Annotated in this window: 17 protein-coding genes; 7 read left to right on the forward strand and 10 right to left on the reverse strand. The window is 52.9% G+C overall.

Translation table 11 applies throughout. From position 1 onward, the window contains the following. Positions 1 to 76 precede the first annotated feature (76 nt). Complete coding sequence (locus VE954_RS28590; protein ID WP_324959349.1) at positions 77 to 2,077, forward strand: M13 family metallopeptidase; 2,001 nt, start codon at positions 77 to 79, stop codon at positions 2,075 to 2,077. Between the two features lie 133 nt (positions 2,078 to 2,210). Then, positions 2,211 to 3,590, forward strand: a complete 1,380-nt coding sequence (locus VE954_RS28595; protein WP_324959351.1) for an AarF/ABC1/UbiB kinase family protein — start codon at positions 2,211 to 2,213, stop codon at positions 3,588 to 3,590. Between the two features lie 14 nt (positions 3,591 to 3,604). On the opposite strand, the gene VE954_RS28600 is transcribed toward VE954_RS28595, so the two are convergent. From VE954_RS28600 to VE954_RS28625, 6 genes are all read right to left on the reverse strand, one after another. Then, positions 3,605 to 4,705, reverse strand: coding sequence for an amidohydrolase family protein (locus tag VE954_RS28600; protein WP_324959353.1), 1,101 nt, complete (start codon positions 4,703 to 4,705; stop codon positions 3,605 to 3,607). Between the two features lie 112 nt (positions 4,706 to 4,817). Beyond that, positions 4,818 to 5,351: a GNAT family N-acetyltransferase gene (locus tag VE954_RS28605; protein ID WP_324959355.1), complete on the reverse strand. Its 534-nt coding sequence runs from the start codon at positions 5,349 to 5,351 to the stop codon at positions 4,818 to 4,820. A 50-nt stretch (positions 5,352 to 5,401) separates the two neighbouring features. Then, positions 5,402 to 7,291 carry an LTA synthase family protein gene (locus VE954_RS28610; protein ID WP_324959357.1) on the reverse strand — a complete coding sequence of 630 codons (1,890 nt, stop codon included), beginning with the start codon at positions 7,289 to 7,291 and terminating at the stop codon, positions 5,402 to 5,404. Between the two features lie 114 nt (positions 7,292 to 7,405). Continuing rightward, complete coding sequence (locus tag VE954_RS28615) at positions 7,406 to 7,792, reverse strand: DUF2784 family protein (protein ID WP_324959359.1); 387 nt, start codon at positions 7,790 to 7,792, stop codon at positions 7,406 to 7,408. Then, the gene (locus VE954_RS28620) at positions 7,792 to 8,169 is read right to left on the reverse strand and encodes a CoA-binding protein (RefSeq protein ID WP_324959361.1); all 378 of its coding nucleotides are present in this window, start codon (positions 8,167 to 8,169) and stop codon (positions 7,792 to 7,794) included. The genes VE954_RS28615 and VE954_RS28620 overlap by 1 nt, the downstream gene beginning before the upstream one ends. Positions 8,170 to 8,184: 15 nt before the next feature. Next, positions 8,185 to 10,956, reverse strand: coding sequence for a 7TM diverse intracellular signaling domain-containing protein (locus tag VE954_RS28625; protein WP_324959363.1), 2,772 nt, complete (start codon positions 10,954 to 10,956; stop codon positions 8,185 to 8,187). Between the two features lie 323 nt (positions 10,957 to 11,279). Between VE954_RS28625 and VE954_RS28630 the strand changes: the two genes are divergently transcribed. Then, positions 11,280 to 12,032, forward strand: a complete 753-nt coding sequence (locus VE954_RS28630; protein WP_324959365.1) for a GGDEF domain-containing protein — start codon at positions 11,280 to 11,282, stop codon at positions 12,030 to 12,032. On the opposite strand, the gene VE954_RS28635 is transcribed toward VE954_RS28630, so the two are convergent. The 3 genes from VE954_RS28635 to VE954_RS28645 form a co-directional block, all read right to left on the reverse strand. Then, complete coding sequence (locus VE954_RS28635) at positions 12,033 to 12,593, reverse strand: c-type cytochrome (RefSeq protein ID WP_324959367.1); 561 nt, start codon at positions 12,591 to 12,593, stop codon at positions 12,033 to 12,035. 34 nt (positions 12,594 to 12,627) lie between these two features. Further along, the gene (locus VE954_RS28640) at positions 12,628 to 14,679 is read right to left on the reverse strand and encodes a cbb3-type cytochrome c oxidase subunit I (protein WP_324959369.1); all 2,052 of its coding nucleotides are present in this window, start codon (positions 14,677 to 14,679) and stop codon (positions 12,628 to 12,630) included. Positions 14,680 to 14,877: 198 nt separating this feature from the next. Then, complete coding sequence (locus tag VE954_RS28645) at positions 14,878 to 16,287, reverse strand: sigma-54 dependent transcriptional regulator (protein WP_324959371.1); 1,410 nt, start codon at positions 16,285 to 16,287, stop codon at positions 14,878 to 14,880. Between the two features lie 240 nt (positions 16,288 to 16,527). Here VE954_RS28645 and rlmM point away from each other — a divergent pair, with 240 nt between their 5' ends. The 4 genes from rlmM (at position 16,528) to VE954_RS28665 (ending at position 20,694) form a co-directional block, all read left to right on the forward strand. Continuing rightward, on the forward strand, positions 16,528 to 17,613 hold the full coding sequence (gene rlmM, locus VE954_RS28650; protein ID WP_324959374.1) for a 23S rRNA (cytidine(2498)-2'-O)-methyltransferase RlmM: 1,086 nt from the start codon (positions 16,528 to 16,530) through the stop codon (positions 17,611 to 17,613). A 144-nt stretch (positions 17,614 to 17,757) separates the two neighbouring features. Continuing rightward, positions 17,758 to 18,948, forward strand: a complete 1,191-nt coding sequence (locus VE954_RS28655) for a glycine C-acetyltransferase (protein WP_324959376.1) — start codon at positions 17,758 to 17,760, stop codon at positions 18,946 to 18,948. A gap of 48 nt (positions 18,949 to 18,996) precedes the next feature. Next, positions 18,997 to 20,022 carry an L-threonine 3-dehydrogenase gene (tdh, locus tag VE954_RS28660; protein WP_349263843.1) on the forward strand — a complete coding sequence of 342 codons (1,026 nt, stop codon included), beginning with the start codon at positions 18,997 to 18,999 and terminating at the stop codon, positions 20,020 to 20,022. Between the two features lie 297 nt (positions 20,023 to 20,319). Then, positions 20,320 to 20,694: a PilZ domain-containing protein gene (locus VE954_RS28665; RefSeq protein ID WP_324959380.1), complete on the forward strand. Its 375-nt coding sequence runs from the start codon at positions 20,320 to 20,322 to the stop codon at positions 20,692 to 20,694. 179 nt (positions 20,695 to 20,873) lie between these two features. On the opposite strand, the gene VE954_RS28670 is transcribed toward VE954_RS28665, so the two are convergent. Then, a complete protein-coding gene (locus VE954_RS28670) occupies positions 20,874 to 22,007 on the reverse strand; it encodes a WD40 repeat domain-containing protein (RefSeq protein ID WP_324959381.1) in 1,134 nt (377 codons plus the stop codon). Between the last annotated feature and the right edge of the window lie 114 nt (positions 22,008 to 22,121).

Genomic DNA, 22,121 nt, shown 5'->3' on the forward strand with positions numbered 1-22,121 from the left:
ACCATACCTGGCTAGAACTGTCGGCAGAGTCGACAATCGAATGTGTTTCAAAAGCGTATTTTTGACGGAGTAAAGTATGCAGTTCAGGATTCCAGCTGTGCTGGCGGCCACTCTTTTGGCCCAATTTGCACCGGCTGCCACCCCCGCGGCCGTGACGCCATCGAGCGCAATCCCGGATCGTCGGGAATTTCCAGTCAATGCCAACGTCAATCCCTGTGAAAACTTCTATGAGTATGCCTGTTCCAACGCGATCAGCTCGTTCAAGCTGCGCGATGATCGCAGTTCGCATACGTTTGCGTTCTCCGATTCCCGCGAGCGCATTCTGGACAAGAAAAAGGCATTTTTGCAGGACCTGGATCAGCAGCTGCGCACCGGCAAAGCCATGTCGGAACGTTCGAAAACGTTAGCGACCGTGTACGGCGCGTGCATGAGCGAAGACAGTCGCAAGAAGGAAGAGCAGGAACTGGTGAAAACCACTCTGGCTCAATTGGATAAGATCAAAACCCGCGAGCAGTTTCTGAAATACCTCGCGGAACAGCGGGAAGCCGCCTACCACACCTTCGTGGATGTCGGAAGCACGGCGAATCAGGACAATTCCGATCTTTATGATTTTATCTTCATGGGCAATCTGATGACTCTGCCCGAGCGTTCGTACTATATGAAACCTGAAGTTTCGGGTGATTATCAGAAAGTGGTCGAGAAATTCTTTACCACCATTGGCGACAAGAAGGCGACCGAGAAGGCCAAAACAGTTCTGGCGCTGGAAACGGACTTTGCCAAGGTCTATCCTTTGCCGGCGGAAATGCGTGAAATCTATACACGCAAGACCTCGATCAAGAAGGCCGACGTCCTGAAAAAATATCCGACCTTTCAGTTGGCGAAGGAACTGGAGCGCGTTCCTGATTCGACCAACATTCGCCACTTCGTGCCAGAAACCTATGATTTCCTGGAAAAAACGCTCGCGAAGCAGGATCTCGACAAGCTCAAGACGCTGTATGCATACCAGGCACTCGCGCCGATGATGGACGACGCTTATCCCGATTTTTTCAACACGCGCTTCGCCTTCCGCCAGAAGCATCTGGGGGATTCGAAAGTCCGTCCCGAACGTCAGGAACGTTGTACGCAGCTCGTGATGCGTTCGTTCAATAAGGAGCTGGACGCTGAAGTTCTGCCCCTGATGTTCCCGAACTTTCCTGAAGACAAGTTCATTGCCTTGGCCGAATCCGTTCGCAATTCGATCATCGAAGGTGTGAAACAAAACCAGTGGCTGACAGCCGAAGGCAAAGCCGGCGCCATTGCCAAAATGAAAAATGCCAAACTGCAGCTGGTCAAGCCCCGCAATGACGATGAGTGGTACTTCAATCCCAACGCAACCTACGCGCTGACCACGCCACTGGCCAACCAGATCGCTCTGGAACGTGCCCTCAACGAGCGTATGTACAAAGAACTGGGTCAGAAACGCAACAAAGACCGCTGGGGCATGGGTCCTCTGACGGTGAACGCTTACTACAGCCCGTCTGATAACAAATTTGTAATGCCGATCGGCATCCTTCAGTATCCTTTCTATGATCCCAGCCTGCCTGTCGAAGTCAATCTGGGTGCAGTCGGCGCGGTCATTGGTCACGAATTGGGTCATGGCATTGATGATCAAGGTGCCAAGTACGACGACACCGGCAAGCTCCGTCAGTGGATGAGCAATCAGGACGTCGACAACTTCAAAAAGCGCGGACTCGCGTTTATCGAACAGTTCAACGCCATTGGTCATAACGGCGAATTGACCCTCGGCGAGAACATCGGTGACCTGACCGGCGTGACCTTCGCCTACCGTGCCGCCTTCCCGGACGGCAAAGGCGCCAAGGAAAAGAAACGCGACTTCTTTCTGCAGTATGCGCGCGTCTGGTGCGGCATCGAGCTGCCAAAAATGGCTGAAGCGATGCTGAAAACCGACCCCCATAGCCGCGGCTGGGCCCGCGTCAATCAGCAGATGAAAAACCAGCCAGCCTTTGCCGAGGTCTTCTCCTGCAAGAAGACGGACGCCATGGTGCTGCCCGACGACAAGCAGGTTAAAATCTGGTAATTCCGCCAGCCCCTGGTTACACAAGGGTTCCCCCACGGGAACCCTCTTCCCTCGCCTCCTTCAACCCGCTGTCATTGTTTTCTCATCTGGAATCTGGTTCAATGGAAGCTCCATGCTCGAGAGGAGCCCGCCGTTGACCAAAAAAAAAGATCTCAAAAAAATCAAAACCGGGTTCTTCGATCGCAGCTTCAGCCTGACCAAGCTGGCCATACGCTCCAGTGCCGGGATAGCCGTGAGTGGCATCAAAGGCATGCTGTCGGATGCAGACACCAAGGACCTGCATTTTAAGATCCTTTTGGAAAGTCAGGCCCGCCTCCTCGCCAACGAACTCGGCATTCTGAAGGGCAGTCTGATGAAGGTCGGCCAGATGCTGGCCCTTTACGGCGAGCATTTTTTCCCCGAGGAAGTCGCACGCACCCTTAAGACTCTCAATGAACAGGGTTCTCCCGTCGCCTGGCTTGAGATCCAGAAAATCCTTAAAAAGCGCCTGACCGAAGAGGTCCTGAGCGAACTCGAAATCGACCCTGAGCCTTTGGCCGCTGCCTCCATGGGTCAGGTCCATCGCGCGCGTATCAAGGCCACCGGCCAGGAAATCTGTCTGAAGATTCAATATCCCGGCGTCGACAAGGCCATTGATACCGATATCAAAGCCCTGCGCTCGATCCTGGGCATGATGAAAATCATTCCCACGCATAGCGATGGTTATGAGCAGCTGTTTCAGGAAATCCGCACCATGCTGAAACAGGAACTCGATTACGAGCGTGAACTGCATTTTACCGAACAGGCGCGCGAACTCCTCAAGGATCAAAAGCAGTTTATTATTCCCCAGTGCCATGCGCGCTATTCCGCGAAACGCGTCCTGGCCACGACCTATGAGCCTGGTTTTAATATCGACAGTCCCGAGGTCCAGGGCCTGCCGCAGGATCGTAAAAACCGCCTGGGAGAAAATTTTTCATGGCTCTTTATCCATGAACTGTTTCACTTCCGCATGATGCAAACCGATCCCCACTTCGGCAACTACAAGGTCCGTATTCACGAATCTGGCGAAGACCAGCTGGTGTTGCTCGACTGGGGTGCCGTCCGGAATTTTGAAACGGAATTTGTGAATAGCTATCGCCGCATGCTGGAGGGGGCTCTGACTCAAAATCGAGAGATGATGATTCAGGCCGGCCTTGAAGTGGGCTTTTTACGGGCCGATGATAATGAAAAGTTGCGGGATTCTTTTGCCGAGATTTGCTCGGTTGCCACCGAACCCTGGCTGCCGCCGGCCGATCCACGCGTACCGGCGCCTCTGGTGGATGGCAAGGGCTGTTATCTTTGGTCGCGCAGTGACCTTCCGACTCGCATTACCCAGCTGGCGACGCGATACGCCTTGTCCTTTAAAATGCGCCCGCCGCCTCGCGAGGTCTTGTTTTTGGACCGCAAGATCGGGGGCGTCTTTATAATACTCAAGATTCTCGATGCACGGTTTCAAGGCCACAAACTGCTCGCCGAACTGTTACCAAGGGGCTGATGCCCCCTTGCCTCTTACATCAAACCATCCAGCTTAAAGATACGAACGGTGTTCCTGGTCAGCAAGGCTTCAGCCTCTGCATACGAATAACCGGTTCGCTCCAAACTTTTCAAGACGGCATCGATATACTTCTCGGTGCCGCCTGGGGAACCAGGGCCATCCGATCCATAAATCGCGCGATCGATCAGACCTTTGGACTTAATCGTATAAAGAGCCAGATCCATATTTTTGCCATCAGGATCATTGGAAGCTCGACCAAAGGCCGAAATTTCGAGATAAACATTAGGATAACGTTCCGCCAGATCATAAACGGTCTGTGAAAAATCGTAGCCTTCCTTGTTAAAGTCGAAACCCATGTGACCCAGGACGAACTTCACCTTGGGATGCGCGGCGATGGTAGCTTCCAGGCGTGAAGGATCGTAGCTGGAGATATATTCCTTCTGGGCGTCTTCGTCGCCAAAATCCACCAGTTTTTGCAGCGGCGAGGAGCCGACATGATGATACACGGGTACATCAAATTCTTCGGCGACTCCATAGATGCTATCGTACTGCGGATCATCCAGCGGGATCGAATTATGAATAAAAGCCAGCTTGATGCCACGGTACCATTTCTGCTGCAAGGCCTGCCGCAGGTTGGCTAATTCGGTGGCCTCGCCCATATTCCAATTCTGCATGCGAACGCTGGCGAGCCCGAAGAACATCGGCTTGCCATCACTTTTTTTGTTCTTGGCGTCCTGCAGTTTTCCCAGCACGTACTCATTGCTGGCCACACCCCATGTCTCAGGTGCATAGACGGCGAAGAGTCCGCACATCTTCATCCCGGACTTTTCACATTCAGTTTTGATGCCGATAAAAGCCCCATACGGGTCGAGCATCAAATTGCCAACAGTGCTGAGGGAAAGACCTTTCAGAAAATCAGGCAGGAAGTCCGGCAGCGCGGCCTTCACAAAAGCCTGACCCTTGGGTCCCATCGTCTGATAAGTGCCTGGATGCATGTGCAGGTCGATGGGCTCGACCGGCATGCCCAGATAGGTTTTGCTGGCACCATAGGCTGGTGCGCTCAAAGCAGCCGTGCAGGCTAGCGCCGCACAGCCATAAATCCAATGTTTTGACATAATCATCCCTTCTGCAGATATTCGAGCTTCAGAAGTAGTTCTTCCGCGGCTCACTCGCCAGCTCGAAATGCGGAGGGAATTTTCGAAAACATGAAGTCAACGTGGTCTTATTTCACGACTGAAGCGCTCGCGATAAAGCATGCAGGTCATCCCAGACCAGAGCCCGTTCCCGATAACCTTCGCAGACTTTGATACGCTCGCTTTCGATGGCTCCAAATCGATGATAGAACTGCATGGCATTGTCATTGCCGATGACGCAGTAGAGATACATGTTCCGCGCGTTCTGCTGAAGACAATGCTGCACGCAGGCTTTCATGAGGACATAACCCACGCCCATTTTTTGAAAACGGCTTGGAACGTTAATCGCCCAAAGTTCACTGTCATAACCCCAAACCTCACGCGGCTGGCCAGCGCTGGCAAATCCCAGCAGTTCGCCCTCGCGAAAGGCGCCCACGCTTTGCAAACTCTTGGGCTGCGTGCTATCGCTCAGGCTGCGTTGCCAATTGGCATGGGAACGCTCCAGGTTGAGTCCATTCAATTGACTATCGGGAAGCAAACCATGGTAGGTATCCAGCCAGGTTTGAATATGCAGGGTGGCTACCGCAAGGGCATCAGCTGGCTGCAAAGGTCGAACGATTAGGCTCATGGCTCTGAAAACCTCCTCAAAGATAACGGGGCCGCAACCCAATTATTGCATCAGTGTCCGGTCAGCTGCCAGGTTTCACCCGGCCGGGCTTCAAGATAGTAGTCGACGACCGACTGCAGATAGGCCTGCGCTTGTTTTTGCGCGGCGGCTCTTTGTTCCAGAGGAAAGCTGCTAAAGAGCACACGATCATTTTCCTGATCATAGACGAGTTCGCCACGTTCGGTGACCCAACCCACCCCACGGCCGATTTCATAGTAGGCATACGAAGGCGCTGTAGGATCAAAAAGGTCGTTGCCCCAAGGATAAGCCGCACTATCCAGCTTCATTTGATGCAAAAGCGTGGTGGTTAAATCCACCTGACTACCAACGCGATCCCATAGCTTGCCGCGGAACTCGGAACGGAGGGCACCACCCCAGAGCAGCAGGGGAATGCGACGGTAACCTGGCTGCCAATTTTCCCGCAATTTATAACTGCTGTGACTATGATCGGCGACCAGAACAAACAAAGTATTGGCAAACCAAGGTTCCTGACGAACCGTGGCAAAGAACTGACCCAAGGCCGCATCCGAATACATGGCGGAGCATACATAAGCCGCTTCACGACCCTGCCTGGTACAGTTCTCACGGCCTGGGAAATCATAGGGCGCGTGCGTGCTCAAGGTGAAAAAAGCCGACAAAAACGGCTGCGGCAGGGTTTTCAAATGCTCGGCATAGGCCGGTGCTACCACGCTATCGGGGGCTCCCATCGACCCCTGCGGGAGTTGTGGAAGGTCATCATCCTCGTGGATGGAACGGAACCCGTTATTTAAAAGAAACGCTTTGATGTTGCCATACTCCAGCTGCCCGCCGTAAAAGAAATCAGTTTGATAACCCAGAGCGCCAAAGGTGGCGGCAAATCGTGGAAGGGTCTGACTCTTCCCTGGGTTTTCTGTGATGGTTACGACCGGTAAAGCAGGAAATCCCGCAAAGATGGAGGCAATACCCTGTTGCGAGCGATTGCCGTTAGCATAAAAACGGGTAAAGAGCAGACCATCCTTCGCCAGTGCCGAAAAATTCGGCGTGATGCCCGCGTCGCCACCCAGCTCCTCGACCAGGTCGGCGGACCAGCTTTCCAGCACCACAAAAACCACATTGGGCCTTTTGCTCTTCAAGATGGAAAGTGGCGCCGGCCGCCGTTGGACCGGTTTGCGCAGCGCCTTGAGTGTGGCACGGGCCTCCTCGCGACTCATGCTTTGAAAAGGATTTTCACCTGATAGAAATTTTCGATTGTGACTGATATCGAGCAGAAAAAACCATAGCGTGTTGGTCGCCGCATCATTCAGAACAGCGTCCTCGGAAAAGTACACTCGACTGACGTTGATCGGGATGGCCTTGATCCCACCTCGGGCCGTGACACCCAGGATTGCCGGCCAGATCACCAGCAGCAGAGCCGCATTCAGGCTGAAATGGGTTTCATACATCGGCAGCCTCTTCTGATGTCGATAGAGGCCAACGATCAGAAGCAGGGTCACCCCACCGGCCAGTCCGAAGCCAAGGAAGAATTGCGACGCTGACGTCACCTTCCAGACTTCACTCGGCCGCTGAAGACTCGAGAGCGCGAGGCTATTGATCTTGGTTTTCCATTCCGGATAAAGCAGGGCGTCCGCGACAGCCAGGAATGTGGCCGCCGCCAGCAGAAGGCTGGTCACGGCATTGGCTGCCGTACGGGCCTTATGCCTGGGGAAAGGTAGACTTAAAAGGACCAGCAGCCAGGCGATGACCGTGGTATAGGCCGCCATCGATACATCAAGCTTCAACCCATTGAAAAAACTGTTGAGCAGATTCGGGACATCCATATCCTGAGGCGACACCGCACCGACGTTGATGATCAGAAAAATAAGCCGATGCACCGCAAAGGCTACGAGCCAATAAAGGTAAATAAAGAGGAGATAGAAATGCATGCGCCACCGTCCCTGGAATACAGGCCATCGCATCTCTATTCGGTTATTAAGCGGGATAATTAATGCCGATTCCGCTAAGAATCGGCTAATATTCAGGAAACACTGGCACTATGGTTACGCGGCGGATCGCCTGGACCGGAACATCTGTCCGACAGTGATCAGGAGCAAAAGCACAAAGACGGTTCCGGTGCCGACGTCGACCCAATAGTCCGGAAAATTAAACCCGAGTTTGTTATGCAGAATATATTGAATATAAGAGGGCGGCAGGGCACGCTCCCCAAGCTGACGTTTCACGGACCAATGCCAATCCGTTAAAAAACAATAGCCTAATCCATAAAATGCCCCGAGACCCACCCAGGACAGGGTGGTCAGGAGCAGAACCCAACGCTGGAGCGGCCGCGTGCGGAGCCAAATCCACCCGAGCACATTGATGCCAATGATGACCAGATGGAACATCATCAGACCGTGGTCGCAAAGAACCAGAAGCCATTGCGGTAACATTAAAACTGCCGCGTGCGCAGGAGAACGAGCGTGCAGGCTTCTTCCACTTCGATGCCTTTATCCTGAGCCGCCTGCGTGAGTGCGCGTGATTCGGTTCCTGGGTTCAGGATGATGCGTTGGGGGTTGAGTTGCACAATGCCTGGAATCATGGGTTCGAGTCGACGGGGATTGACGTAAACGGTCAGAGTATGGGGACGGTTCGGGATATCTTCAAATTTCGCTACAACTTTCACGCCATCCACCTCTTTCAAAGTGGGATGCACCCCGATGATATTCTCGTAGCCGTATTTTTGGAGAAGTTTCATGGCCATATGGCTGTAACGGTCGGGCTCGTCTGATAAACCCAGAATCACCATCAGGTCGTTGGCTTGCGGCATGGGAAAGCTCCTAGATTAAGAAGCTGAAGCCACGCCCTTGACCCCCACACTCTGCATCAGCTCACAGACACTGGCTGGCAGCGTGATATGAAAGCGGAAGGATACGCCCTCGGATACGCTGGAACGCGGCCCCAACTGGATTTCGATATCGCCGTTATACTGTTCCAAAAAGTCTTTAACAGCATCCAATCCTACGCCGCGCCCGGAAATTTCTGTCACCTGTTCCTTGGTGCTCAACCCCGGGGCAAAGATGAGATTGGCCACCTCATACTCGCTCAGCACGGCGCCGGATGCAATAAGCCCTCTTTGCCGGGCACTTCTCTGAATCGCAGCCAAATCCAGGCCCCGCCCATCGTCGCTGACAAAAATTTCCAGCAGGGTTTCGTCAAGGCGCAGCTCAATAATGATGCGTCCCCGTGTCGCTTTTCCCAGGCTACGACGTTCAACTGGCGTTTCCAGTCCATGATCCAGAGCGTTTCGCAGCACATGGGTGAAGGTATTTCGAAATACGTCATACGCATGATGTTTAATGCTGATCCCCGGATCACGGATGATGATATCGGGGTTATCCTTACCCAGCTCCTCGGCCAGCCGCGGCACATCGGCGATCAATGCATGGAGTAATTTGGGCAAAGGCATATAAACCAGGGTCAGGAAAAGACGCGACAGATGATCCACTCGATGTTGCGCATCCCGACTGAGATGACTCAGATCCAGACTGCGCAAACTCTCCATATTTTCTGCAAGCACGGACCGATCAATCATCAGCACATCCGAGCCAAGCCCTTTACGCCCCAGCTTGGTCCGATGAATCCCATCGTAACGTTCCAGATAGAGGCCCACATGATCGCCGACCTGAATCAGTTGTTCCTTGCTGACTGCCTGGCCCTCACGCAGGAGCGCAAAGACCTCCTCGGCCTGGTGCGCGGCTTCCGCCAGATGGGTGAGGCCATAGGACCGTGCGATGCCTTTAATCGTATGCATACTGCGGAACATCCGATGCGTATCGCTGCTCTTTTGATGCAACTGATTCAGAACGTCACGCAAAAATTTTTGACAGGACAGCATGAGTCCATCGAATTTTTCCGTGGGGACGTTGAGGACCTCGCCGATGAGTTCCAGCTCCTCCTGTTTGCGGAGCGATTCCTCCTGCAAAACACGCAGGTCCGTGACATCGCGAAGGCTGACCAGGATCTTTTCAATCCGACCCGTATGATCGTTCTCAATGGCATTCCAATCCAGTTCCAAAAGCCGTTGTTCATGATCCCGTTTCAGGCGCAATTCGCGGGGCAAAAGATGAGCATTCATCTCGAACGCGATAGCATCTTCACCGGCCGCCGTACACAGGATCATTTTAATTTGATGGAGCCGGTCACCATTCAGATCCGCTTGTTCAAAAATCTTTTCAATAGGCTCCCCGCCTTTAAGATCAGGGGCTCCGATCATCAAGCGCAGGTGATCTGAGAATTCCGCCCCAAGGCGAACGCCATCGCCCAGAACGGTGAAGATGCCCTGCTTGATGTTTTTCATAATGGAACGGATGTCGCGGGTTTTCTCCTCGACCAGCGAATCGAGAATGGCATTTTGATTCTGCAGTTCTGCGTTCAAGGATTGAATCTGCTTTTCATTGACTTCAACAGCGTGGAACGCCCGTGAAAAGCGGCGAGCCAGCAGAATCGATTGACAGAGGATCATCAGGAAAACCCCATAGGGGAACACCATCGTCGGTATCGGCGCGTTGCGGTGGGCATGCAGAATGTCATTGACGCTGGAGAATATCAGGATCGCCGTCCCGATCAAAAGCAAACTAATCCCGTCCCGACGGTACTTCACCGCGCGCCACATCTGAACGCATACAATACTGCAGCCAAAGAGTGTGATGACCTGAAAGTATTCGATAAAATCCGTAAAGATCCGAACCGGAAAGACGAAAGTCGTAAGAGCAAAGGCAAGACCCATCGACCACAGAAATCGGCTCAGCCAGGTCTTGAAATCCTCCGGATAAAGCTCACGCACAAAAGCGTAAAAGGCCGGCACACCTAGATAGAACGCCGCGTATTCCAAGATTTTTTGTACGTGTTGGGGCATGTTGGGGAACACCATGATATGCAGATCACCAATTCCCGAAACGGAAGCACGGATCGCGATGAAGCTGCAAAACATCGCAAAAATTAAAGGCGTCCGATACTGAGGCCGCATGAGCCAGAGCCCGAAGTGATAAAATGCCATAATGAAAAGGCAGCTGAGCGCAAATCCATCTAGAGCCGCACCAGCCGCACGGACCCGCGTGATATAATCGGCTCGCCCTATCTTGATCGGCCACCACATGCCGCCATCACGGTGATGAAAACTGGAGACCTGAATGACAATGTCCAACGTACTGCGATCCGCGACGAACGTATGAAACGTGGAACCATTGCCCGGAATTTCTGACTTTTCATCCCGCCCGACTCGACCGGACTCCAAAACCAGGGCCCCGTTCAGCCAAAGCTTATAAGCACCTGGCAGGTTGGCCATCCATAGCGTAAGGGGCGTTGTATGCTGCACAACGTTCTCGGGCAGTTGAATGTGGGCCCGATAGGTTGCAAAGTGATTGGCCTGCAGCGCAAGATCGCCAATCTTCATCCGATTCCAAACGGCTGGGATGGTCAGGGCCAAGGGTTCTTCCTGCACGCGTCCCTGACTGAAATCCTGCGGCGTCCAGAGCTGACCCCAGTAAAAATCCCAGGCACCTTCCATGGCAATCGTCCCGTGCTCATCCGCATTCCATTGACGCAAATCGAGCACGGCAGCAGCCCCTGGGTGCGATCCCAGAAGAAGCCATAAGATGAGAATTCGCCAGAGCGCCATGGACTGACCTTTATACCTTGAGTCCATCTGTTATCGGCACTTCAGTGGGCAAATTAATAGGCTAAATTCCTGATTTAATGAAAACTTTACCAAACTTGGCTGTTCGTAAAAAAAGCCAAGCGTGACCCATAAATTTCGTGCTTTGAAGAGTCAGGCCAGGAACGCGGCCACCATCGTGCTGTCCGATTACACGGTAGGCGGCGCATCCTAAAGGCTGCTATCATTTTCACTAGTGATTCACGCCAAGGCCGGGAGGCTTCATGTTTCCATTTCTGCACGCCCTGCCTCGTAGCATTTACTTTTTGCTGCTCGGGGTGATTGTAGCCCTGGGCGCACCCTTGGGCTGGTGGATATGTTCGCAATTCGTAGCCGCTGACGACATGCAGGTCGCGGTGTATCTTTACATGGCGATTGGAACAACGCTGACGTTCGGCAGTTTCGGCTTTCTTATGGGACACTCGCAGGACCTGCTTTACAAGCTTATTGAAAAAGATTCGCTGACCATTCTTTTGAATCAGAAAGCCTTTTACCGTCACATGGAAGCCTATCATCAGATCGGCCTGCGGTATAACGATAGGATCGGTGTGATCATGCTGGACATCGATCACTTTAAACAGGTCAACGATCAAAACAATCACCTGGTCGGCAGTGATATCATCAAGCAGTTTGGTCAAATCCTGGCCGTGATGACCCGCGAAACGGATATCGTGGCTCGTTATGGTGGGGATGAATTTATCATCGGGATTCCGCGTGTGGATAACCCGGCGGATGCCATGACCCTGGCTGAGAGGATTCGTTCCACGATTGAATCGCGCGTGTTTAATTCCCGTGGCGCCAAGGTGCAGATCACCATCAGCATGGGCGTTGTCGTGAGTCTCTGCAGCAGCTCGAATAATGTCGACCAGCTGGTCCAGGAAGCGGATCAAATGCTTTACAAGGCCAAGCGCAACGGTCGTAATCGCGTCGAGGCTTTGGTGAACGTCGGTGACGCCACACCCGCCTCGGCATCCTGATCAGTACTCGTCACCCTGAGGTGCTTTGCCATTGGCTGGCTTCGTGCCCTGCAGACTCAAAACGAAAGCGGTCACTGCCTCCACTTTCTGCTGCCCCAGAATCGGTCCCCACGCGACCATGCCCATCGCGGGAATGCCTTCGGTGATCGAGCCCAGGATCATTTCCGGAGTCCCGCCGTGGATCCAAAATTTATCCGTGAGATTGGGGCCGACAGTGCCCTCACCATATTGTCCGTGACAAGGCGAGCAATGCGCGGCGTAAAGGGATTTGCCTTCCTGAATCAACTTCGGGTCCTGCAGACGTGCGACGGCATCCTCGGGAGTTAAGGCCACTTGTTCGCGGGCGGCCACCAGCTGCTCATAGGCCTTGCGATCCTGAGCCAGCTCCTCCTTCAATCCAGGCTTGCTTAAGAGATGAAACCACATAAAGTAACCCAGGCCAAAAATCATCGAAAAGTTGAACAGGGCCACCCACCAGGTTGGAAGTGGGTTGTCGAGCTGGCCAATCCCATCGATCTGCTCGGGACGCAATTCATCCTTCTTTTTCCGATCTGCCATCATCCTTCTCCTTCAGTCGCGTTGCCCATGGTGATCCCTATTTACCTTCCGTCCCAAGCTTTTGTAGATAAGCGATGAGAGCGATGATTTCGGCCTCTGCATCCACTTCAATCTGAGCTTGAGCCAGGCTTTCCTGAATTTTTTTCGCTTCAGCCTGATAGAGTTCGATCGGATCCCCGGGGCCATAGACCGCACCCACTTTTTGCAAAGCGTTCTGCCGCTCGGGCAATACTGTGAGGTCCACTTTTCGTTTCGCGAGCCAAGGATAAGGCGGCATCAAGGAACCTGGCGTCGTCGCCTGCGGGTCGATCAGATGCTGATAATGCCAAAGATGCGGAAATTTGTTGCCGATGCGATGCAGATCGGGGCCGTGACGCCTTTGCCCCCAAAGCGCGGGACGATCCTGCTGGAATTCCCAGCCCTGGGAAGCGTGACCGTAACGCAGCTCCTCTTTCAGAGCCATGCGAACCGTTTGCGTATGACAGCTCACGCAGCCTTCCCGAACATAAATATCACGCCCTTGCTGAACCAGAGGGGAATAAGGTTTCAGATCTGTCTGCTGGTTGGGCAGCGGTAGAAGTTGGGCCAGACTCCCCAGAAGGACCAGCCCCAGGATACCGAAGGTGATTGGCCCAACCTTGCGTTCCCAACGTTCCCAGCGACTGTTGGGGGGCGGCATGGGATGCTCTTCCAGAGCGCGTGTTGAATCCTGCAGCTGACCGCCACGAGCGGTTTTATAGAAATTATAGACAGCAACCAGCGCGCCCAGAAGATAGAGCAGGCCACTGATCATGCGCACGGTGTGATAGGACTCCAGATGCAGCAGTGTGCTCAAAAATTGAGGATGAACCAGCAGGCCATTCTCCTCGACCGAAAACCAATGGAAGCCCTGGATCAGACCGGCCGTGGCGAGCGAGAAAAAGAGCAGGCCCAGACTGACGAAGCTGATCCAAAAATGCCAACGACCGAGACAGCGACTGTAAAGTGGCTGCTGCCAAAGTTTGGGAACCAGAACATAGGCCATCCCAAAGATAAAGGAACCGATCCAGCCGATCGAGGCAAGGTGGGACTGGGCACTCATCCAGTCGGTATACTGCAGTCGCAAATGAATGGATTTAAAAGCGACCATGGCTTCCATGATGACAAACAACCCATAAGAAACCAGAGCGAGACTAAAGAAGAGAACCGCCGGATTGCGAAAGATTTTTCGATCCTCGGTCCCGATCGTCAGAAGTCCATTGATAACAGCACCAAGACTGGGGGCCACCAGCATGAGGCTGAAAATGAGGCCCAGCGACTGCATCCATTCCGGAAGACTGGTATAAAGGAACCGCGACGGTCCTATCCACACGCTGAAAAAGATGAGCGCCCAGAACTGTAACACCGCGAGTCGATAGGAATGCAGCGGTTTTTTCGAGGTTTTGGGCACGAAGTAATACATCAAACCCAAAAAAGGAATAGTCAGGAGGAAGCTTTTGATATTCTGCTCATACCATACCTGAATCACAGCATCAGCAAGGCCTACAAACATCGGGTAGCTTTTCCAAGCACCCGCGGGCCAGGCCAGGGCATTGACGACATGAAACAAGGCAAAGCCGACCAGGCCTGCAATAAAAAACCATAGACTCACATACAAAAACTGCGTGCGCCGCTGTTTAAGGGTCATGAACACGTTGAAAGTCAAAAGGCCCCAAATCAAAGCGAGCGCAACATCAAGCGGCCATTCCATTTCCGCCAAAGGTCGCCCCTGACTGATACCCATAGCCAGCGTGATCAAACTCGCCAACTGAAGGGTCTGCCAGCTCCAAAAATGCACCAGCGCCAGCCGATCCGACCAGATACGAACCTGGCAAAGACGTTGAACAGCATGATACATTCCTGCAAATAAGGCATTGGCAGCGAAAGCAAAGATCATCAGATCGGCATGAATGGGACGCAGGCGGCCAAAGCTTAACACCGCCTGACGAGCGTTGGCGGGCCAGAACTGAAGCTCCAACGCAGCATAGAGCCCGATCAGGAGGGCAAGCAGGCCCCAGCCCAGAGTCGCCTGCAGAAAACGCCCGGCAATCCGATCATTGTATTGAACCAAAGCAGGCTCCCCCTCAACATCACGCTATCCATGAAAGTTCGATCATTATAACGCAAACCTGCGGGGGATGCTTCAGTGTTTGATGAGGCTCCGTATTTGGAGGCGGCAGCGGCGCCCCAGTGTTTGATGAGACTGTGCATTTCCGGGTGGCAGCGGCGCCCCAGTGTTTGAGTCCGTATTCCAGGCGGCAGCGGCGCCTCAGTGTTTGAGTCCGTACTTTTCCAGGCGGTAGCGAAAGGTGTGACGTGAAATGCCAAGCAGGTCGGCGGCTTTGGTTTGATTATTGTGAGCGCGTTCCAATGCCTGGAGCAGAAGATCACGTTCCAGCTCGTCAAGGTTAATGCCCTGTGCCGGCAGAACCATGGACACAGGATCACCCTGGGGCATGGCATGGGACAGGGGCTCCTGCATCACATCCAATTCAATATGCTGAGCCTGAATTTCGCTGGGTGCGTGAAAGACCAGAGCACGCTCCAGAATATTTTTCAATTCACGCATGTTGCCAGGCCAGCTGTGAGACCTTAATTTTTCGCGGGCCGAAACACCCAGGCTCGGGCCTGCGATGCCCAGGTCATGAGCCATGCGCATGACAAAGAATTCAGCCATGCGGTCCAGATCCTCCATCCGTTCCCGCAATGGCGGCAGATAAACCGGCAAAGCACTTAGCCGATAGTAAAGATCACTGCGGAATGTTTTCAGCTGAATCTCTTCCAAAAGATTACGGTTGGTGGCTGCCACAATGCGAGCCGAGAACGAGATGTCTTTGGTTCCACCCAGGCGCTTAAAACGCCGATACTCCAAAGCGCGCAGCAATTTGGTCTGCAGCTTCATGGGCATCTCACCAATCTCATCGAGAAAAATAGTTCCATTTTGAGCCAGCTCAAAGAGCCCCAACTTACGGTCACGGGCATCGGTGAACGCCCCCTTCTCATAGCCGAAGAGCTCACTTTCCAAAAGGTTTTCCGGGATGCTGGCGCAGTTGATTTCCACAAAGGGCTGGTTGGCTCGATCCGACCATTCATGCAAGGCGCACGCGGCCAATTCCTTGCCTGTTCCACTTTCGCCTAAAATCAAAACCGAGCTCGCCTTCGAACGCGCGATCCGCTCAAGTTGTGTGCGGACGCGCTTCATGGCCGGCGACTCACCCACCATCTGCAGCGGCTCCCGCACCGCCTCATGGCCTGTCAGCTGGCTCACCTTCTGCCGCAAGAGGGACAGCTCGGCGCCTCGATTCACGGCCGCCACCAGGACTTTCAGGTCAAACGGCTTCTGCAGATAATCAAAAGCGCCCAGACGCAGGGCATCGACAGCCGATTCCACAGCACCATGCGCGGTAATCAGAATGATCGGCATATCCGGTTTTTCCGAACGCCATTTTTTAAGCAGCTCCATGCCGCTGCCATCGGGCAGCCGTAAATCACAGATGGCAAGGTCTGGATTGAAGCCTGAAAAACTTTCCAAAGCCGTTCGGAGCGTATTGCAGGACAGGACCTCGGCCCCGTGGGATTTCAATTCGGTTTCAATACTCCATGCCAGGATTTCTTCATCATCGATGATGAGAATCCGCGTCCCATTCAAAGCATGCCGAGGAAATTTGCCTTTGGACATGAGGGGTCCTCTCGCCTTGTGTGTCATGCGTCACTCTCAAGAAGCATACCACGCCATTTTTACCAATTTTACTGAATAATGTCTCAGACTTGATGCAATAGGCCCGGCCTACTGCTTAATTTCACGCAGGTGACTGTGGGTTATCACGCGCCGGGATTCCTGAGTCAAGTTGATAATATTACTTCCTTTCTGGGCTGGAATGCTCTAAGACACGCAAGATCTTGTTCAAGGAGTCTTTGTATGCGTTCCTTCCTTCTTTATTGTCGGGCCGGTTTTGAAAAGGATTGTGCGGCGGAAGCCCATGATCGCTTTGCTGAAAAAGGTTGGAACGGCTACCCACAGATAACCGAAGGCAACGGCCTCGTGATATTCAACGCCGAGCCTTTTGATCCGACCGATCGCACCATCCATCCCCCTTCCGGCCAGGATTTTGTGTTTGCACGGCAGATGGTCGAAGACGCGCAATTGGTCAAAGGTCTGGCCGATGGGGATCGCGCCACGCCTCTGGTGCAGGCGCTGCTGCCCTTGGCTCCCAAAGGTGTCTATCGCGAACTGCGCCTCGAATACCTGGAAAGCCAGGAAGGCCTTGGCATCGCTCCTTTTTATAAAAAATTTAGTCCGGCCCTCTTTAACGCTCTCAAGCGTCAGGGCCTCAAACATGATCGCAATGATGCCCGTGCTCCGATCCTGCACATCCTGATGCCTTCGTACGAGGAAGCCTGGGTGGGCCGCAGTCTGCCTTCGCGCACATCCCCTTGGGTGAACGGCATTCCCCGTCTGAAATTTCCCAAGGACGCCCCCAGCCGTTCAACTTTGAAGCTGGATGAAGCGTTCCTCACCCTTCTGGATGACGAAGGTCGGACCAAATTTCTCGAGAGTCCAGGCACGGCTGTGGATCTCGGTGCAGCTCCAGGCGGCTGGACGTTTCAGATGGTTCAGCGGGGTTATTTCGTCACGGCCGTGGACAATGCCGACATGGATAGCGCGCTGATGAACACCGGTCTTGTTGATCATAAGACCCAGGATGCCTTTAAATTCCGGCCCAAGCATGCCGTGGACCTGCTGCTCTGCGATATGGTGGATCGTCCGCAGAAAGTCGTGCCTCTCATAGCCTCCTGGTTCAAGGACAAGCTCTGCCGTTGGGCGGTCTTTAACCTTAAATTACCGATGAAAAAACGTTTCGAGGAATATGAAACCTGCCTGCAGCAATTTTGGGAACTGAGCGGCCTCAATCCGGAAAATTATGTTCTGCGCGCCCGCCAGCTCTACCATGACCGGGAAGAGATTACGATCCTGGTCCGCCCGAAGATTCGCACCCGCGGCTAAGGCCCTTCATTGCGACAGGGAGGCACTGTCGGGAGGACGGTTACGCAACCCTTGCGTCCCGCCTTTCTCGTAGTTTCTGCCAGGGAAAATGATTATAGTCCTTCTTCCATGCCGTTGGATCGGAGTGAAAAGGGGGATTTTCTCATGCCACAGGACTACCTGCACTATCTGCAAGGTGAAATTCAAAATCTGAAAGATTCGGGTCTCTATAAGCGGGAACGCGTGATCACCACCGCCCAGCAGGAGCGTATTCAGACCGAAGGTCAAAACGTCATCAACCTTTGCGCCAACAACTATTTAAGTCTGGCCAATCATCCTGAATTATTGAAAGCCAGCCGCGAGGCGCTCGAACGCTACGGTTACGGTATGGCTTCGGTGCGTTTTATCTGCGGAACCCAATCGATTCATAAGGAACTCGAAGCGAGTCTTGCTTCGTTTCTAGGCATGGAAGATAGCATCCTTTACAGCAGCTGCTTTGATGCCAACGGTGGTCTGTTTGAAACTCTGCTTGGTCCCGAAGATGCGATCATCAGCGACGCCTTGAATCACGCCTCCATTATCGACGGCATTCGTCTGTCGAAGGCGCAGCGTTTCCGTTATGCGAATAACGATATGAATGATCTGGAAGCCAAACTGAAAGAAGCCTCGGGCTGTCGCTTCAAATTGATTGCGACCGACGGTGTTTTCTCGATGGACGGTTATATTGCCAAGCTCAAAGACATCTGTGATCTGGCTGACCGTTACGGAGCCATGGTCATGGTCGATGATTCCCACTCCGTCGGCTTCATGGGCGCCAAGGGCCGCGGCACGCACGAGCATTGCGGTGTGCTGGGCCGCGTGGATATCATTACCGGCACCTTGGGCAAGGCTTTGGGTGGAGCGTCCGGTGGCTATACAGCAGGCAGGAAGGAAGTGATTGAATGGTTGCGGCAAAGATCCCGGCCCTATCTCTTTTCCAATAGCCTCGCCCCGGTCATTACCGCAACGTCCCTCAAGGTGATTGAACTCCTATCCAAATCCGACCAACTGCGCGAACGGCTGCACGAGAATAGCCGTTACTTCCGAGCCGGCATGACCAAACTCGGTTTCAAGCTCCTGCAGGGCGAGCATCCGATTATCCCGGTGATGATCGGTGACGCGGCGCTGGCCACGCGCATGGCGGATGCCCTTCTGCATGAAGGAATTTACGTGATCGGCTTTTCGTATCCCGTTGTGCCCCAGGGCCAGGCGCGGATCCGCACCCAGATGTCCGCGGAGCTGACCCGCGAGCAGCTGGATCAGGCCATCACAGCTTTTGGCAAAGTTGGACGACAACTTGGGTTGATTTCAGGTTAGGATATTAGACCAGGATCCAGTAAGGGGAGAGAAACCGTGACGAAACTTATGCGCGCTCTTGTGAAACGTCATCGCAAACCCGGTCTTTGGATGGAGGAAGTTCCTGTTCCCGAGCTGGGTGCGGACGACGTTCTCATTCGCGTGACTAAAACCGCGATCTGCGGCACTGATTTGCATATCTATAATTGGGACAACTGGGCCCAAAAAACCATTCCGGTTCCCATGGTCACCGGTCACGAATTTGTCGGCGTGATTGAAAAGCTGGGCACCAATGTCAGCGGTTACAAGGTGGGGGACCGGGTTTCCGGTGAAGGTCATATCACCTGCGGGCACTGCCGTAACTGCCGCGCCGGGGCTCGACACCTGTGCCGCAATACCGTCGGCGTCGGCGTGAACCGTCAGGGCTGTTTTGCCGAATACCTCGCCATTCCCTATGGCAATGCTTTCAAGATTCATGAATCCATTCCTGATGATGTCGCGTCGATGTTCGACCCTTACGGCAACGCTGTGCATACCGCGCTGTCGTTCGACCTGGTTGGTGAAGACGTCTTGATTACGGGCGCCGGCCCTATCGGGATCATGGCTGCAGCCATCGCCAAACACGTCGGAGCCCGGCATGTGGTGGTCACCGACATCAATGACTATCGCCTGGATCTGGCCAAGCAGATGGGCGCCACCCGTATCGTCAACGTCGCTCGGGAAAATCTTACGGATGTGATGCGTGAGATCGGAATGGTCGAAGGCTTCGATGTGGGTCTTGAAGTATCAGGCAACGCCAAGGCTTTCCGGTCCATGCTGGATACCATGAATCATGGTGGTAGCATCGCCCTCCTTGGTATCTTTGCTGAAGAGGTCGCGATCGACTGGAGCACTGTGGTGTTCAAAGGCCTGTTTATCAAGGGTATTTACGGCCGGGAAATGTTTGAGACCTGGTATAAGATGAGCGCCATGCTGCAGAGCGGCTTGAATATCGCGCCTGTCATCACCCACCGTTTCAAAGCGGAAGAGTATGAGCAGGGCTTTCAGATTCTGAATGCCGGTAAGTCGGGCAAAGTGATTTTGGACTGGACTTGAGTTTTTGGGGTCCCGCTGAACGCGGGGCCCTTTGCAAATTTTCTGGAATTCTGAAAACCTGCTCGCCGAATTTTCCTCTTTTACCTCTCATCACTATCGTTCTTACGTACTTTAATACGCCGAAAAAAATACTATGTTTTCCGTGCCTTTTCTGTGGTCCTCAAGTTCATGAAACATGGCTCGCCCTACCCTCTTCTGTAAGTTACGGCAATTGGCTGCTTATCCAATTTTACGAATTCAAGCCAAACCCCGTTCCGGGCGATAAGCATTTTAAGCCAAGCACTAGGGAGAACGAGCATGACCATGAACTGGTCCGACAAGCGCCGAGAGTTCCGTTTTCAGCTAAAAGGTAGCTTCGACGGCTATAACTTTGCAATCGGCACCCACAACGTGGCTGTCGAGCCCATCGATATCAGTCGCAGCGGTTTGGGCGTTATTGTCGACACCCATCTGCACCAGGACGAAGAAGTTGAACTGAAGATCCATTTCCCTGACTCACGCCCTCCAGTTACCTTGCATGTCCGCTTCCGGACCTCGGAACGGGACGCGGCGACCATGAACGCCCGCACACGTTGCGGTTTGGAGTTGAGTGATAAGGACAAGCGTCGGGGTATCGACCTGATTGCGCTTCTGAGCGGAACGCCGAAACTTCGTTTGCTTTGTGCGAGCTAAGCTGAATCTCGGGTCGAGACACTAATAGAGTTATCTTGCCCCTATCCGTCTTTCAGCTTAAACGAATCGACTTTTTTCTGGACTGATCTCCATCATATTGAATAGAGCCCGGGTTGCCGGGCTCTTTTTTTGTATTTGGCCACTTCCTTAGCCTTGGAAAAGCATTGGCATTCGAGACTTCAGCGAGCAGCCTGCAGCGCTTTACAAACTGTAACCTGCTCAGGATACTGTTCTCGCATATAATGCAAGTAAGCCTGAACAGCTTCGCAGGTACGCTTCAGGATCGCTGTGATGGACTCTAGCCGATAGTGGAACATATGAGAATCATTAGTCTCAACAACAAATTCATTACGGTTCGGAACAACAGCAATATTCTTAATTCGTTTAGCCAATCCAGGGAAGAAGGTCACCGCAGGAATATCCGGGTTCTTTAAGTCCCAAATCTTTAATGCGCCCTGGACGGAACCGGAAACCACCAATGATGAATCGCCCATTAGCGCCATATCCCTAACCCAGCTAGAATGCTCACTAAAGGTTATTAGGCTGAGATCTTCAGTATCCCAAATCATAACGCGGGAGTCTTCCTCCGAAGAAGCCGCCAGATACTTCCTATTTCCAGACAGGATAGTCCTTTCCAATTCGCGCGGAATTGCACTGATTGCTGCCAAGGGTTTGGTTAAATCATCGATGTCCCATATCTTGATTGGCTTTTCACCACGTAATTCAGTTGTGTAAAGACGCCTTCCGGCTTCGTCGTAGGTCATTTTTGCAATGTATTGATCAACCATTTTCACAACTTTATTGAAGGTCGGCTTTTCCTGCCCTTGTAGTGTATAAAAATGCACTGTCCCTTGATTGGTCCCTACAAGCAGCTGATCATTCAGCAGCAAAATACTTGTGACTCTTACCCCAGTATCGATGGTTTCGACAAGCTGAGGCGGATTTACAGAGAGGTTCCAAACGGAGAAAGAGGTTTCACCGTTGCCACACATGTGGAATAGCATCTGATTTTCTTCACGGAACTGAAAATCCCCGGGTTCACTCATGCGGCCACAAATCCAGAATTGAGTAAAGAGATCGAACTCGTCCTTGTCATTTCTTTTCCAAGCTCTAACATGTCCGTTTTGAGAACCGCCTTCTGTTGGATGCCGTTCCGTTGATCCGCTAAACATCCACCGACCGGAATCGGTGATGAATCGATCTGAGGAGTAGTCAATCGTATCCGATGGAAGTTCAGGTTTCAAAACAGATTTGCGAAATGACGCGGAACCAGGCTTGTATACAACAACTGCATTGTCGCCTTCTCCTTTCATCCAGACATCGCTTCGGAATAAATCAGCTATTTTGAGACAGTCATAAAAAGAGTTTAGTGTACTTTTCTATCCAAGCACATACATGGATTGCCGTGTGACCGGGATGTTGATCCC

Origin of the sequence: Oligoflexus sp., from assembly GCF_035638955.1 — a bacterium.
Classification (GTDB): Bacteria; Bdellovibrionota_B; Oligoflexia; order Oligoflexales; family Oligoflexaceae; genus Oligoflexus.

Excerpts from the sequence above, each read along its gene's own strand:
- VE954_RS28590 (WP_324959349.1), top strand. The coding sequence starts at position 77 with ATGCAGTTCAGGATTCCAGCTGTGCTGGCGGCCACTCTTTTGGCCCAA.
- VE954_RS28600 (WP_324959353.1), bottom strand. The coding sequence starts at position 4,705 with ATGTCAAAACATTGGATTTATGGCTGTGCGGCGCTAGCCTGCACGGCT.
- VE954_RS28605 (WP_324959355.1), bottom strand. The coding sequence starts at position 5,351 with ATGAGCCTAATCGTTCGACCTTTGCAGCCAGCTGATGCCCTTGCGGTA.
- VE954_RS28610 (WP_324959357.1), bottom strand. The coding sequence starts at position 7,291 with ATGCATTTCTATCTCCTCTTTATTTACCTTTATTGGCTCGTAGCCTTT.
- VE954_RS28615 (WP_324959359.1), bottom strand. The coding sequence starts at position 7,792 with ATGTTACCGCAATGGCTTCTGGTTCTTTGCGACCACGGTCTGATGATG.
- VE954_RS28620 (WP_324959361.1), bottom strand. The coding sequence starts at position 8,169 with ATGCCGCAAGCCAACGACCTGATGGTGATTCTGGGTTTATCAGACGAG.
- VE954_RS28630 (WP_324959365.1), top strand. The coding sequence starts at position 11,280 with ATGTTTCCATTTCTGCACGCCCTGCCTCGTAGCATTTACTTTTTGCTG.
- VE954_RS28635 (WP_324959367.1), bottom strand. The coding sequence starts at position 12,593 with ATGATGGCAGATCGGAAAAAGAAGGATGAATTGCGTCCCGAGCAGATC.
- VE954_RS28645 (WP_324959371.1), bottom strand. The coding sequence starts at position 16,287 with ATGTCCAAAGGCAAATTTCCTCGGCATGCTTTGAATGGGACGCGGATT.
- rlmM (WP_324959374.1), top strand. The coding sequence starts at position 16,528 with ATGCGTTCCTTCCTTCTTTATTGTCGGGCCGGTTTTGAAAAGGATTGT.
- VE954_RS28655 (WP_324959376.1), top strand. The coding sequence starts at position 17,758 with ATGCCACAGGACTACCTGCACTATCTGCAAGGTGAAATTCAAAATCTG.
- tdh (WP_349263843.1), top strand. The coding sequence starts at position 18,997 with ATGCGCGCTCTTGTGAAACGTCATCGCAAACCCGGTCTTTGGATGGAG.
- VE954_RS28665 (WP_324959380.1), top strand. The coding sequence starts at position 20,320 with ATGACCATGAACTGGTCCGACAAGCGCCGAGAGTTCCGTTTTCAGCTA.
- VE954_RS28670 (WP_324959381.1), bottom strand. The coding sequence starts at position 22,007 with ATGAAAGGAGAAGGCGACAATGCAGTTGTTGTATACAAGCCTGGTTCC.